The 13,278-nt window shown below is 61.1% G+C and carries 15 protein-coding genes; 12 read left to right on the top strand and 3 right to left on the bottom strand.

What is annotated here, in order from left to right:
- Positions 1-200: 200 nt before the first annotated feature.
- The 4 genes from trxB to GGQ66_RS16585 all read left to right on the top strand — a co-directional run bounded on the left by trxB (position 201) and on the right by GGQ66_RS16585 (position 4,115).
- On the top strand, positions 201-1,157 hold the full coding sequence (gene trxB / locus GGQ66_RS16600; protein ID WP_183793850.1) for a thioredoxin-disulfide reductase: 957 nt from the start codon (positions 201-203) through the stop codon (positions 1,155-1,157).
- Between the two features lie 38 nt (positions 1,158-1,195).
- The gene (locus GGQ66_RS16595; protein ID WP_183793849.1) at positions 1,196-2,092 is read left to right on the top strand and encodes a LysR family transcriptional regulator VtlR; all 897 of its coding nucleotides are present in this window, start codon (positions 1,196-1,198) and stop codon (positions 2,090-2,092) included.
- A gap of 577 nt (positions 2,093-2,669) precedes the next feature.
- On the top strand, positions 2,670-2,963 hold the full coding sequence (locus GGQ66_RS16590; RefSeq protein ID WP_183793848.1) for an ArsR/SmtB family transcription factor: 294 nt from the start codon (positions 2,670-2,672) through the stop codon (positions 2,961-2,963).
- Between the two features lie 36 nt (positions 2,964-2,999).
- Positions 3,000-4,115: an alkene reductase gene (locus GGQ66_RS16585; protein WP_183793847.1), complete on the top strand. Its 1,116-nt coding sequence runs from the start codon at positions 3,000-3,002 to the stop codon at positions 4,113-4,115.
- Between the two features lie 67 nt (positions 4,116-4,182).
- Here GGQ66_RS16585 and GGQ66_RS16580 read toward each other — a convergent pair whose 3' ends face one another.
- Both GGQ66_RS16580 and GGQ66_RS16575 read right to left on the bottom strand, forming a co-directional pair.
- Positions 4,183-4,428 carry a DUF2188 domain-containing protein gene (locus GGQ66_RS16580; protein WP_183793846.1) on the bottom strand — a complete coding sequence of 82 codons (246 nt, stop codon included), beginning with the start codon at positions 4,426-4,428 and terminating at the stop codon, positions 4,183-4,185.
- Positions 4,429-4,728: 300 nt separating this feature from the next.
- Positions 4,729-5,931, bottom strand: a complete 1,203-nt coding sequence (locus GGQ66_RS16575; RefSeq protein ID WP_183793845.1) for a pyridoxal phosphate-dependent aminotransferase — start codon at positions 5,929-5,931, stop codon at positions 4,729-4,731.
- Positions 5,932-6,145: 214 nt separating this feature from the next.
- Between GGQ66_RS16575 and GGQ66_RS16570 the strand changes: the two genes are divergently transcribed.
- The 8 genes from GGQ66_RS16570 (at position 6,146) to GGQ66_RS16535 (ending at position 12,432) form a co-directional block, all read left to right on the top strand.
- Positions 6,146-7,069, top strand: a complete 924-nt coding sequence (locus GGQ66_RS16570) for an EAL domain-containing protein (RefSeq protein WP_183793844.1) — start codon at positions 6,146-6,148, stop codon at positions 7,067-7,069.
- 164 nt (positions 7,070-7,233) lie between these two features.
- Entirely contained in the window at positions 7,234-7,509 is a 276-nt protein-coding gene (locus GGQ66_RS16565; RefSeq protein ID WP_183793843.1) for a hypothetical protein, read from the top strand.
- Between the two features lie 20 nt (positions 7,510-7,529).
- On the top strand, positions 7,530-7,685 hold the full coding sequence (locus tag GGQ66_RS16560) for a hypothetical protein (protein WP_183793842.1): 156 nt from the start codon (positions 7,530-7,532) through the stop codon (positions 7,683-7,685).
- A gap of 109 nt (positions 7,686-7,794) precedes the next feature.
- Entirely contained in the window at positions 7,795-8,934 is a 1,140-nt protein-coding gene (locus GGQ66_RS16555; RefSeq protein WP_370686368.1) for a PQQ-dependent sugar dehydrogenase, read from the top strand.
- 138 nt (positions 8,935-9,072) lie between these two features.
- Positions 9,073-9,984, top strand: coding sequence for a DMT family transporter (locus GGQ66_RS16550; RefSeq protein WP_183793841.1), 912 nt, complete (start codon positions 9,073-9,075; stop codon positions 9,982-9,984).
- A gap of 473 nt (positions 9,985-10,457) precedes the next feature.
- A complete protein-coding gene (locus tag GGQ66_RS16545; RefSeq protein WP_183793840.1) occupies positions 10,458-10,673 on the top strand; it encodes a cold-shock protein in 216 nt (71 codons plus the stop codon).
- Between the two features lie 147 nt (positions 10,674-10,820).
- Positions 10,821-11,300 carry a BA14K family protein gene (locus GGQ66_RS16540; RefSeq protein WP_183793839.1) on the top strand — a complete coding sequence of 160 codons (480 nt, stop codon included), beginning with the start codon at positions 10,821-10,823 and terminating at the stop codon, positions 11,298-11,300.
- Between the two features lie 211 nt (positions 11,301-11,511).
- Positions 11,512-12,432 carry a DUF2865 domain-containing protein gene (locus tag GGQ66_RS16535; protein ID WP_183793838.1) on the top strand — a complete coding sequence of 307 codons (921 nt, stop codon included), beginning with the start codon at positions 11,512-11,514 and terminating at the stop codon, positions 12,430-12,432.
- Here GGQ66_RS16535 and GGQ66_RS16530 read toward each other — a convergent pair.
- Positions 12,401-13,168 (bottom strand): ArsR/SmtB family transcription factor, encoded by a 768-nt coding sequence (locus GGQ66_RS16530; protein ID WP_183793837.1) that lies wholly within the window; start codon positions 13,166-13,168, stop codon positions 12,401-12,403. The two genes, GGQ66_RS16535 and GGQ66_RS16530, sit on opposite strands and share 32 nt — an antisense overlap.
- Between the last annotated feature and the right edge of the window lie 110 nt (positions 13,169-13,278).

Raw genomic sequence — 13,278 nt, 5'->3', positions numbered from 1 at the left:
TTCGCAAGAATATGACACGGTGACGGAATATAATGTCCCCACCGTGGAATAGTCGGTGGATTGCCTTGTTGGAAATGCAAGGCTGATCTTGAATAAACGCATGGAAAAACACTAAATGAAGGGTCAATACAGGCCCGGTCGAATGGCTGCTTCCCTCCCCGCAGCCCGCCTCTTTTGCCGTGCCTTGAAAGGAAGCGCAAATGTCTGCCCAGCATACCAAGGTTCTCATCATCGGCTCCGGCCCTGCGGGCTATACGGCCGCAATCTACGCCGCGCGCGCCATGCTGAAGCCTGTCCTCATTGCCGGCCTCGATCAGGGCGGGCAGCTCATGATCACCACTGATGTTGAAAACTATCCGGGCTTTGCCGATCCGATCCAGGGGCCCTGGCTGATGGAGCAGATGCTGGGTCAGGCCAGGCATGTCGGCGCCGAGATCGTCAACGATCTGGTGACGACGGTGGACGTTTCCAAACGTCCCTTCACCGTCACCTGCGATTCCGGCGCGGTTTGGACCGCTGACACGCTGATCATCGCCACCGGCGCCAAGGCCAAGTGGCTCGGCATCGAAAGCGAGCAGATCTTCCAGGGCTTCGGTGTCTCCGCCTGCGCCACCTGCGACGGCTTTTTCTACCGTAACCGCGATGTGATCGTAGTCGGCGGCGGCAACTCCGCTGTGGAAGAAGCGCTTTACCTGTCGAACATCGCAAAGAGCGTCACGGTCGTTCATCGTCGCGACACATTCCGTTCGGAAAAGATCCTGCAGGAACGCCTGTTTGCGAAGGAAAACGTGAAGGTTCTGTGGAACACCGAAGTTGCTGAGATTACCGGCTCCCCGGCAAAGCCGCCGATGCCCCCCTCCGTGACCGGTGCGAAGCTGCGCGACACGAAGACCGGTGAAATCCGCGACGTGGTGACGGACGGTGTCTTCGTCGCCATCGGCCATGCACCGGCCGTGGAACTCTTCAAGGACAGCCTGAAGCTCAAGGATAATGGCTACCTGTGGACCGCGCCGGATTCGACAGCGACCAATGTCGAAGGCGTGTTCGCCGCCGGCGACGTGACCGACGATACCTTCCGCCAGGCGATCACCGCGGCGGGCATGGGCTGCATGGCCGCGCTCGAAGCCGAGCGCTACCTGACCGCCCATTCGAGTTGATGCCGCAAGACGCCTGAACAATAAAAAGGGGAACGATAATGCCTTTGGACTGGGACAAGCTGCGTATCTTCCACGCCGCGGCGGAGGCTGGTTCGTTCACCCATGCGGCCGAAAAGCTGCATCTGTCGCAATCTGCCATAAGCCGCCAGGTCAGCGCGCTGGAACAGGATGTGGGCATCAAGCTCTTCCACCGCCATGCGCGCGGCCTGATCCTGACCGAACAGGGCGAATTGCTTTACCGCACGGCCCATGATGTGTTGCTGAAGCTCGAATCGGTTCGCGTGCAACTGACGGAAAACACCGAAAAGCCGAGCGGCCGCCTGCGCGTGACCACCACGGTCGGTCTCGGTCAGGGTTGGTTGACCGACAAGATTCAGGAGTTTCTCCAGCTTCATCCGGACATGCAGATCCAGCTCATCCTCGACAATGAGGAACTGGACGTGAACATGCGCCACGCCGATTGCGCCATCCGGCTGCGCCAGCCACTGCAATCGGACCTCATCCAGCGCAAGCTCTTCACCGTGCACATGCATGTTTATGCGGCCCCCTCCTATGTGAACCGCTACGGCGAACCGCAGTCGATCGAGGATCTCGACAATCACAAGATCATCACCTTCGGCGAACTCGCCCCCGGCTATCTGATGGACCTGAACTGGCTGGAAACCGCAGGCCGCACCTCCGACAATCCCCGCACGCCCATCCTGCAGATCAACAGCCTCACGTCCGTGAAGCGCGCCTGCCTTTTGGGAATCGGCATCGCCATGCTGCCGGACTACATTGTCGGTCGCGACCCCGGCCTTCTCCAGCTCTTCACCAGTGCTGACGTACCCTCGTTCGACACGTATTTCTGCTATCCGGACGAAATGAAGAATGCTGCCAAGTTGAAAGCCTTCCGGGACTTCATCGTGGCCAAGGCCCGCAACTGGAATTTTTAAACCTGATACAGCCGCTAAACCGAGAATTTCATTCGAAAATTCGAATAGATGGTGAAATAATCCAGAAGACATGCGAATTCCACATGGCAGGTTTGCGCTTTTAACTATTGTGAAAGCAGACCTGCGGCACCATATCCCCCATAGCTGATGCATCGCGTGGCGGCTTAGGCCGGTTCCACCGCAGCAGCTGTTCCCCTCTGGAGGTTATAGACCTTCAAAACTTGAAAAGGGCCCTGGTCTCCAGTGGCCCTCTTTTTTTGCCTATGATTTTGTCCAGTCGGTAAATAATTCGATTACGCATGGCAGACATGCACAAAAATGCATTGTGTTCTGCCCAAAAAACCATCATATCGCACCCAGCTGATGCACATGGCGACCTTCTCCCAATGTCGCCGCAGCAGCTGTTCCCCTCTGGAGGTCACAGACCTTCAAACTTGAAAAGGGCCCTGGTTTCCAGTGGCCCTCTTTTTTTGCCTTTTTCAGATTTCGGCGCTCTCCCTCTTGAAGACGCAATGCGGCCCCACCACATCGATCATCGTAAATTCAAATATCGTGAATTCTCGATATAGGAAAACCGATGGACCGCGACGAAATTCTCAAGGCACTCGCTCATCCCGCCCGGGTTGAAATGCTGAAGTGGCTGAAGGAGCCGAAGCTTCATTTCACCGGGCAGGAACACCCGCTGGAAATGGGTGTCTGCGCCCGCCAGTTCGAGCGCTGCGGCCTGTCGCAATCCACCGTCTCCACCCATCTGGCCCAACTCCAAAAGGCTGGCCTCGTGACCACCCGCAAGGTCGGCCAATGGGTTTTCTACAAGCGCAATGACGCCGTCATCGACGCTTTCCTGCAACGCATGTCGCAGGACATCTGATCCCGCTCCCAACTGCCTGTTCAAAAGGACATTCCCATGAGCACACTTTTCGAGCCCGTCACCATTGGCGATATCGCGCTGACCAACCGCATTGTCATGGCGCCGCTCACCCGCAACCGTTCGCCGAACGCCGTTCCGGGCGATTTGACGGCCACCTATTATACGCAACGCGCCAGCGCCGGCCTGCTTGTCTCGGAAGGGACGCCGATCACGCAGCAGGGGCAGGGTTATGCGGATGTGCCCGGCCTCTACAAGCCGGAATCGCTGGCCGGCTGGCGCAAGGTCACGGATGCCGTGCACGCCGCCGGCGGCAAGATCGTCGCCCAGATCTGGCATGTCGGCCGCATCTCCCACACCAGCCTTCAGCCCAATGGCGGACAGCCGGTTGCGCCTTCAGCCATCACGGCCAAGTCGAAGACCTATGTCATCAATCCGGACGGCACCGGCGGCTTCGTGGAAACCTCGGCACCCCGTGCGCTCGCGCTCGATGAAATTCCCGGCATTCTGGAAGATTACCGCAAGGCCGCTCGCGCCGCCGTTGACGAGGCCGGTTTTGACGGCGTCGAAATTCACGCCGCCAACGGCTATCTGATTGACCAGTTCCTGCGTTCCAGTTCCAACCACCGCACGGACGCCTATGGTGGCTCCATCGAGAACCGCACCCGCTTCCTGTTCGAGGTGGCTGAAGCCGTGGCAAAGGAAATCGGCGGCGGTCGCACCGGCATCCGCATTTCGCCGGTCACGCCCTCCAACGATGTGGAAGACAACCAGCCGCAGCCGTTGTTCAATCGCGCGGTAGAGCGCCTTGCCCCGCTTGGCCTTGCTTTCATCCATGTCGTTGAAGGTCAGACCGGCGGTGCACGCGACTTCCAGCAGGGCGACAGCGCTTTCGACTACGTCGCACTCAAGGCCGCCTACCGCAATGCCGGCGGCAAGGCAGCGTGGCTGGTGAACAATGGCTACACGGGCGAAGCAGCGGCCCATGCCGTCGAGAGCGGCTATGCCGACCTCGTCTCCTTTGGCCGTCCCTTCATCGCTAATCCCGATCTGGTGCGCCGCCTGAAGGAAAAGGCGCCGCTCAATGGACTGGATGCCGCAACGCTCTATGGTGGCGGCGCCAAGGGCTACACGGACTATCCGGCCCTGGCCTGATTTTCAAAGCCGGCAGGCGGAGCCCAAACTCCGCTTGCCATCCTCTCCGGCGCTTGACCGCCTCTTTTCAGAACCGATCCTCGATGGCGGTCTCGATAGGATCGCTGCCATCGTCGAATTCGCGACGCCAGATACCCTTGCCGTCCTGATAGACGATCTGCTTGGCTTCCCCGGCCTTCATCTGCGCCGCCGCGACGATGCGCGCCGCCTCCAGCGCTTCGGCATGGCTTGGGAAGGATTCCGAATAGGCCCCGTTCTGGCGATACGCCCAGCCGCCATCATGGGGGACGACTTCGTAAACGATCCTGGTCATGCATTCCTCCGTTTTTCGTTGAAGGAGCAGGCCACTTTCCAGCGCAACCGTTCGGTTCCGAACCGCTGCCCTTCGGCGACGCGCGTCCTTGCCGATACTATCCACTGAAATGACAAGGAGCGCAAATGCGGCGAAGCGGCGCGCTCCGCGCGAAGGCGAAACGATTCCGAATTCAAGACGATAGCGGTTACAGTGGAATCGATCTGGCAGGCCGTTGAAGTCGGGATTGAACGCCCGCATCACCCCGAATGCAAAAAGGCCCGCCGAAGCGGGCCTCGTCACTATTTCTCGTCGACCTGCTTATTTGCAGGCAGCGGCAAAGCGCTGGATGCGCTTGCAGGCTTCTTCCAGAAGCTCTTCCGAGGTGGCATAGGAAATGCGGAAGTTCGGGCCAAGGCCGAAGGCCGAGCCATGAACCACGGCAACACCTTCCGTTTCCAGAAGCTCGGACACGAAGTCCTCATCCGTTTCAATAACCTTGCCCGACGGCGCGGTCTTGCCGATCAGGCCGGCGCAGGACGGGTAAACGTAGAAGGCACCTTCCGGCTTGGGGCACACGATGCCCGAAGCCTGGTTGAGCATCGAGACGACGAGATCGCGACGGCCTTCGAAGATTTTCTTGTTTTCCGGAATGAAATCCTGCGTGCCGTTAAGCGCCTCGACGGCCGCCCACTGGGCGATCGAGCAGGCGCCAGAGGTCTGCTGACCCTGGATCATGTCCATGGCCTTGATGAGGTTCAGCGGGCCGGCCGCATAGCCGATACGCCAGCCGGTCATGGCATAGGCCTTGGAAACGCCGTTCATGGTCAGCGTGCGGTCATAGAGCTTCGGCTCGACTTCCACCGGCGTGGCGAACTTGAAGTCGCCATAGGTCAGGTGTTCGTACATGTCGTCGGTCAGAACCCAGACATGGTCGTGCTTGACGAGAACGTCGGTCAACGCCTTCAGCTCGTCATGTGAATAGGCTGCACCCGAGGGGTTGGACGGCGAGTTGAAGATGAACCACTTCGTCTTCGGCGTAATGGCCTTTTCAAGGTCTTCAGCGGTCAGCTTGAAATTGTTTTCCTGCTTGGTGGAAACGAAAACCGGCGTGCCGCCGCACAGCGATACCATTTCCGGGTAGGACACCCAGTAGGGTGCTGGAATGATGACCTCATCGCCCGCATTCATGGTGGCCATGAAGGCGTTGAAAAGAATCTGCTTTCCGCCGGTACCGACAATGGTCTGCGCCGCCGTGTAGTCGAGATTGTTTTCGCGCTTGAACTTGGCGACGATCGCCGCACGCAGTTCGGGGATGCCGGCAACCGGCGTGTACTTGGTTTCGCCGCGGTTGATGGCGTCGATGGCGGCTTTCTTGATATTGTCGGGCGTGTCGAAATCCGGCTCGCCGGCACCGAGACCGATCACGTCACGGCCCTTTGCTTTCAGGTCGCGGGCTTTCTGCGAAACGGCAATGGTAGCGGAAGGTTTCACGCGGGAAAGGGCATCGGCAAGGAAGGCCATGACATCGGGTCCTGATTGGTTGAAAACGGTCCGGAAGGCCGCCCCTCCGGAGACACCGCTTCTATGGAGAATGTGGGGTCCGGTTTCAAGTCAAAATCAACCTTTCCGGGGTTGAAATGCATCGGCACGCACCTGCCTCAGTCGTTGCCGAAGTCTTAACGGTTTAAGGCTATCATTCTGTGTCAGGAGCGCAATGATTGACGTTCAGGGTACCATGAGAAGCACGAGCATATTTTCCAATCTCGTCCGGGCGGACGACGGCACGTTCTGCACTTCCTATCGCAAGGCCTTCCTGCAATCCGCCCTCCAGCCGATCTTCCGGCGAAACGAAAGCGGCGCGTTCGTCATCGATTCCGTCGAAGGTCTCGTGCGCGCCAGCCATGATGGCGCCCCCTGCCCACCAGCGCAGTTCTTTGCCAGCGTGGCGAAGGACGACATAGGCCTCATCGACAGCATGCTGCGCACCATCCACATTCTCAACACAGGCCGCCTCGGCCGGCCGGGCGTTCGCGTCTTCGTGAACTTTACCCCGGGGCTTTATCGCACCGAACAGGATGTAAAGCAGGAAGCGGACCGCATTCGCATTGCCACCCATGAAGCCGGCATGTCGCCCGGACAGATCGTCTGCGAAATCTCGGAAAAGAGCAATTCGAGCCAGGACCTTCCCGTCTTCCTCGTCGACCAGCTTCGCGACAGCGGCTTCCGCATTGCCGTCGATGATTACGGCGCAGGCGATTCCGACATCGAACGCGTCAAGCGGCTGAAACCCGACTATGTGAAGTTCGAGGCAGGCTGGGTGCGGGAAAGCATGACCAGTTCCGCCGGCGCCGGATTGATGCGGATGCTGGTGGAACGTTTCCAGGAAACCGGCATAGAGACCGTCTTTCCCGGCCTCGAGGAACTGTGGCAGCTCGATCTGACCATGGAAATCGGTGTCGCGCTCATGCAGGGCTATGTTCTGGCGCGTCCGGAACTGGCGCCGACGACCTTCAACGAACGCTTCCCCGAAGGCACAAGCGTCGCCGGAAAGCGCCCGGAACCAGCACCTCCCGCCTTCCGTACCCCCGCTGGTGAACCGCGTCCGGCCCTCGGCGGCCTGCGCCCGGCGAAGACCTTCGGTCGGCGTGCAACGCAGTAACATTTATTAATATTTATTCATAAATTTTAATAAATTAACCATATTGTGCAGTGCCACAATATCGCCACAGGAAATGCCGGGAACTGCCTTTTTTCGGTCCCCCTGAGGTCTCTTTCGGCAGGCTTTCTATTCTCGTTCGCAAACAAGCCGACGAGGATCACACGATGGAACGCAAAGCCGCTGCAGAAACCCGCCGCCACACGCCGGAAAACGGCGCGACCGTCTGGGCCGTCGCCGCAATCGTTGCATGGGCTGCGGTGCTGATCGCCGCCGCCGCCATTTCCGGCATCTTCGGTGAACTGAGCCGCCACACGCTGTTGATCGGCGCGCTCGGCCTCGGCTTCGTGGTCATGGCAACCGCCAGCGTCTCCCTGCTGCGCCATGACCTGCGCGACTATTTTTCGACCGCCCGCGGCCAGAGCCGCAACATCCGCCGCTGACCGAACGGACCCGCACAACCATGTCCACGCTTTCGCACCCCAAGACCGCCACCCACCGTCAGACCGGCTTTTCCGCCATGGAAAAGTGGGTTCTTGCCGCCCTGCTGACCCTGCCGCTGTCGAGCGTTCTCCTCATCACCGACGGTTTCCACGGCATCGCCAGCCACTGGCTCTGAACCATAGCCCGATCATCGGGCGATCACCGCCTTGTCATCGGCAGCCCCTTGCCGCTGACCGCTTCCGGCCCCACCTCGACCGTAACAAGGTGAACAGGGAAGCAGTGCAATGACCGAAAGAAGACGATCGTTTGCCGGGTATGGCGCCCTTCTCGCGCTTATGATGGCAAGCGCACCCGCCCAGGCCATCGATACTGTCGCCCAAAAGACGACGGGCGTTCCCATCGCCGTCGAAACGCTCGCCACGGGCCTTGAAAATCCGTGGTCCGTCGAAGCCCTGCCGGATGGCGGCTTCATCGTAACCGAACGGCCCGGCCGGTTGCGCATCGTGCGTGATGGCAAGCTGTCCGCTCCCCTGTCCGGCCTGCCGGAAGTCCGTGCCTCCGGTCAGGGTGGCCTGATGGATCTGGCGCTCGCTCCCGACTTCACGAAAAGCAGACGCCTTTATTTCACCGCCGCCATTCCCGGCCCCGGCGGTCAGGGTACGGCCGTCTTTACCGCCCGCCTTGCGGAAAACGAGAAGGGTCTCACGCAAGTCACGCGCCTGTTCGCGATGAACAAGTTTACCGGCAAGGGCCAGCATTTCGGCTCCCGCATCGCCATCGCAGCAGACGGCACGCTGTTCTTCGGCATCGGCGACCGCGGCGACCGCGACCGCGCACAGGATGGCGCCGACCATGCCGGCTCCATCCTGCGCATCAATACCGATGGCTCCGCCCCCTCGGGCAATGGCGGCTTCGCCGCGCCGGAAATCTGGTCCATCGGTCATCGTAATCCACAGGGCCTGACCTTCGATCCCGCCGATGGCACTCTCTATTCCGTTGAACACGGCGCGCGTGGTGGCGACGAGATCAACACGCCGAAGGCCGGTCGCAATTACGGCTGGCCGGTCATTACCTACGGGCGCGACTATACCGGCTTCCGGATCGGCGTCGGCACGGCGAAGGACGGACTGGAACAGCCCCTGCACTACTGGGACCCCTCCATTGCACCCGGCGCCATCGCAGTCTATCGCGGCGCGATGTTTCCCGAATGGGGCGGCGATTTTCTGGTCGCCGCGCTGAAGTTCGAACTTCTATCCCGCCTCGATCGGGACGCCTCCGGCAAGGTTGCCGGTGAGGAGCGATTGCTGCGCGGCGAATATGGCCGCATCCGCGACGTGACGGTCGCTCCTGACGGCGCGGTCCTGATGGTGACTGACGAGGCAAAAGGCGCGCTGCTGCGCCTCTACCGCCCCGCGGGTGGTTGACCCTTATCTAACGGCGGCTCTTGCGATATATCGCTCCGCCTGCTAGAGCCGGACCAAGATCGATGCGGCCGGGAGGGCCGCTCGCCGTTGCGGCCTTTACGAGCGCCTGCCGGCAGGTTCGCGCGAAAAGGCTCAGACATGACCCGCATACAGGCCAATCTGGTTCTGCTTCTGACCGCCGCCATCTGGGGCGGTGGCTTCATCGCCCAGGCAACGGCCATGGACGAAATGGGGCCGTTCTGGTTCGTCTGCGTGCGTTTCTTGGTGGCGGCCATCATTACACTGCCCTTTGCGTTGGCCGAGGCACGACGCGCGACCCGCCCGCTGACCCGTGGCGACCGCTGGTCGTTTACCGGCGTGGGACTGGCGCTGCTTGGCGGCGCCGGCCTGCAACAGGCCGGGTTGCTGACGACGACGGTCACCAATGCCAGCTTCCTGACCGGGCTTTACGTGGTCTTCGTTCCGGTCATCTCGCTGCTGGTCTTCCGCCGCGCACCGCACTGGATCGTCTGGCCCGGCGCCCTGATGGCGTTGACCGGCATATATCTGCTCAGCGATGGCGATCTGGCCGCCCTCCAGATCGGCGACCTGCTGATGATCGCCTGCGCCCTGTTCTGGGCCATGCAGATCATCCTCGCCGGCAACGCCATGCAGAGCGCGGGTCGTCCGTTGGCGCTGTCCGTCTGGCAGTTCGTGATCACCGCTGTCGGCGCCGGCCTCTTTGCCCTTTTTACCGAGCCGTTCCACATCGACGCCGTAAAGGGGGCCGCCCTCGAAATCCTCTATGCCGGCCTGCTCTCATCCGGGCTTGCCTTCGTTCTCCAGAACATAGCGCAGCGCTACACAACAGCGCCGCAGGCGGCCATCTTTCTCTCCACGGAGGCTCTGTTTGGCGCGCTGTTCGGCGCGATCTTCCTTGCCGAAAGCCTGCCGGGCGGCGGCTATGTCGGTTGCGCCCTGCTCTTTGCCGCTATTCTCGTGGTGGAGCTGGTGCCCGAGTGGCACCGCAAACGCCGGGAAAACACGGCCAGAGCCGCCGAGATCGCCTGAACTGCGGCGGTTTCAAGGCAAAAAGCGCGACTTTGCGACGTGCCGATATATCCGCAAAAGCGGGCTTGCGGCTGCGGTTTTGCAGCGCGACAACGACCTAAAACGCATCACGCGTTAAAAAACGGGCCAAAATCCGCAAAAAACGCCGATTTTCCGCATTCAGGTCACAACGCCCGGTGTTGTTTCCGGACAGAAGTTAAAAAACTTTTGCTTGCCAATTTTAGATAAACACAGCACTCTATCCAAGTTCGGGCAATTTGCGAGCATGGGAAGACCTATAAATGATGCGCGCCGGAGACGCTTATAGTTCCGGGCGAGGTGCTACTTGAGGATTTTAAGTTCTACGAGAAGTAACTCGCGATAAAGACGGGCCCCTTTCCTCACATTTCAAGAACTGCCTGCCCAAACGCCCCCTGGGGCAAAAATCGCAATGCTGTCCGCCGGAAACGGGCAGAGAGAAAAGGACCTGATGCATGGCCGAAACTGGCACCGTTAAATTCTTCAACACCGATAAAGGCTTCGGCTTCATCAAGCCTGACAACGGTGGCGCCGATATCTTCGTACACATTTCCGCGGTCCAGGCTTCCGGCCTGAATGGTCTGTCGGAAAATCAGAAGGTAAGCTTCGACACGGAACCGGATCGTCGCGGCAAGGGCCCCAAGGCCGTTAATCTCCAGATTACGGGCTGAGGCTGTTCTTACGGCTTTCAATTCGAGTTGAGGCCCGGCATGCTTGCCGGGTTTTTTTGTTCAGTCCGCATTCAGGCAGAAGTCGTTAATCCTTTGACATGACGTTGCGCGAGAACATCGCCGCATCGTTCACGGAGGTAAAACGCCATGAACCATCTGATCCGCAATACCCTTCTCTCGCTGGCCATTGGCGCAACCGCATTGGCAAGCGCGACACCGTCGCTCGCCGATGGCTGGCGCCGTCCCTATTATGGCCCGCCGCCGGTCGAGCGTCGCCATCACGGCGGCGATGCCGCCGCTCTCGGCGTGATCGGCCTTGCGACCGGCCTTATCGTCGGCTCGGCTATTGCCAGCAGCCACCAGAATGACGGCCCGGTCTACGAACCCTATCCGGTCGATCCTTACCGCCGCGCGCCTGCACCGGCCCCCTACTATGACAATCCTGACCGGGTTTACTATCCCGCCGCACCGCGCCGTGTCGCTGTTCCGGATTATCGCGTACAGACGCTCGAGCCCTGGACTCCGGCCTGGCAGGATTATTGCGCCAGCCGCTACCGCAGCTTTGACCCCGCAAGCGGCACCTACGCCGGCTATGACGGCAACCGTCATTTCTGCACGGCGGGCTAAGGACATGCCGGATCGCGGTCCGCGCCCGTCCCTCCCGGGACAGGCCGCATCGCGATCCTCAATCCCGCAGGGCATGACGTGACATTGCACGCCACGCGGTAACCAAGACCTGCAAAAGTTGCAGGGAACCCCGGCCCTGTCATTGACTTGACCCCGCCTCTCGGGCACCTCAGCGCCAGCTCAACTGTGCTGCGTACCGGCGGGAGATGACATGATCGGAAAGCCTTGTCTGTCTGATAGACCGAGGATTTCGGCTGACCGAGGCACCCGGCGCGCCGCCGCGATAACCGCGGCCCTTGCCAGCCTGACCCTTGCAGGCGAAGCCCGGGCCGCCTGCCTTTCCCCGCAAGCACAGGGCTTCACCCGCCAGATCGCCGCAATCCGGGCCAGCGCTGAAAAGCGCGGTTGCACCGGCACAGAAACAGGCTTTTTCTCTGCCTGCGCCAGCTATCGCCAGCGAATAGCGGAGGCCCAGCGCAATCTTCTGGCCCTTGGGGGCGACGCCTGCGGCGCAAGGCAGCAGCGCCCGGACGACAGCGCTACCGTCGAAACACGCGACGAGGATCGACGCCAGCCGCGCAGCCCGCGCACAGCATCCGGGCAGGTTTCCGGCTCGAAAAACATGATCGCCACCATGTGCGTTCGCCTTTCCGATGGCTATTACTTCCCCTCGCCGAACTCCGGCTACACGAGTGCGGAAAAGGAACCCGTCATCGCGGCCCAGTGCCGCCTCATCTGCGATACGCAGGCGATGGACGTCTTCCGCGTCGATGGTACGGAGCGTACCGAAGATTCCATGGTGTCGCTGACCTCCGGCAAAGCCTATGCCGAACTGCCGGTAGCGGGTGCGTTTCGCAAGGATCCGACCCTCAAGCGCTGCGACCTCACCCGCTACTACCGATTGGGCGGCAAGGCCGCCGACGGGCCGAGCTCCCCGTCCGCAGGACCAGATCCCTTTGCCCCGGCGGAACCCGCAGTCAGCCTGGCGATCAACGCGCAATTGCGCGGCTCGCTCGGGGAAACCCGGCTGCACAACTGGTCCAACGATCAGGGCGCGGTCGCCGCCTATCGGGACTGGTCGCGATCCGAGCGCATTCGCGTCATAGGTCCGGAGTTTCTCCCCGAGAGATAAGGGCGCTGAGGCGGGGTAACGCAACGGGCTCGTCCCGCCAATCCGAAGGCAGCAGAAAAGTGTCGGCAAATCCCGCCTCACCTTTGCGGGTGATGGTCAAAGCCCGCCCCTCCGGTGCGCGGATGAGCCACCCGCGATCGAGGCAATGCGTGAGAAGCTGCGCGCCCAACCGCCCGCCGATATGAGACCGCCGTTCGCTCCAGTCGAGACAGGTGCGGCAGAGCGGACGCTTCGAACTCTTCTCCTCCTCCGGCGTCAGACCGAAATCGCAGAAGAAGCGATGCCCCTCATCCGTCACGAGCCCCGCCCCTTCGGCAAAGACGATGAAACCGCGTTCGGCAAGGTTATCCGCCACCGCCACGGCCAGACGTCCGGCCATGTGGTCGTAGCAGGTGCGGGCGAGCCGCAACGCCGCATCGCGCGGTCCGATGGGATGATGCCGCGCGGGAGCTGCAGCGGCGAGTGTCATCAGTGACTGCATCGCATCCGCCACCTCCGGTGAGGCCAGCCTGTAATAGCGATGACGCCCCTGCTTTTCGACGAGCACAAGTCGCGCTTCGAAAAGCTTCGCCAGATGGCCGCTCGCCGTCTGCGCCGTCACCCCGGCGATACGGGCCAGTTCGCCTGCCGTCAGCGCCCGCCCGCCCATCAGGGCGGAGAGAATGCCGGCACGCGCCACATCGCCGATCAGGGCGGCAACCTCGGCAATGGTGTTTGCGGAAATCATGTTCGACATGGGCGAACAATAGCATGGGGCACCTTCGCCGCCATCTCGGAACCCTTCGGTGGCGACCGAAGCATTTCCGCGCCGGGACAGGCTAGGCAAAGGCCCCGATCATGCGATGA

This window comes from Allorhizobium borbori, from assembly GCF_014196535.1.
Lineage (GTDB): Bacteria > Pseudomonadota > Alphaproteobacteria > Rhizobiales > Rhizobiaceae > Ectorhizobium > Ectorhizobium borbori.
The sequence above is the reverse complement of the archived record's forward strand: the minus strand, read 5'-3'. Positions and strand labels throughout refer to the sequence as shown.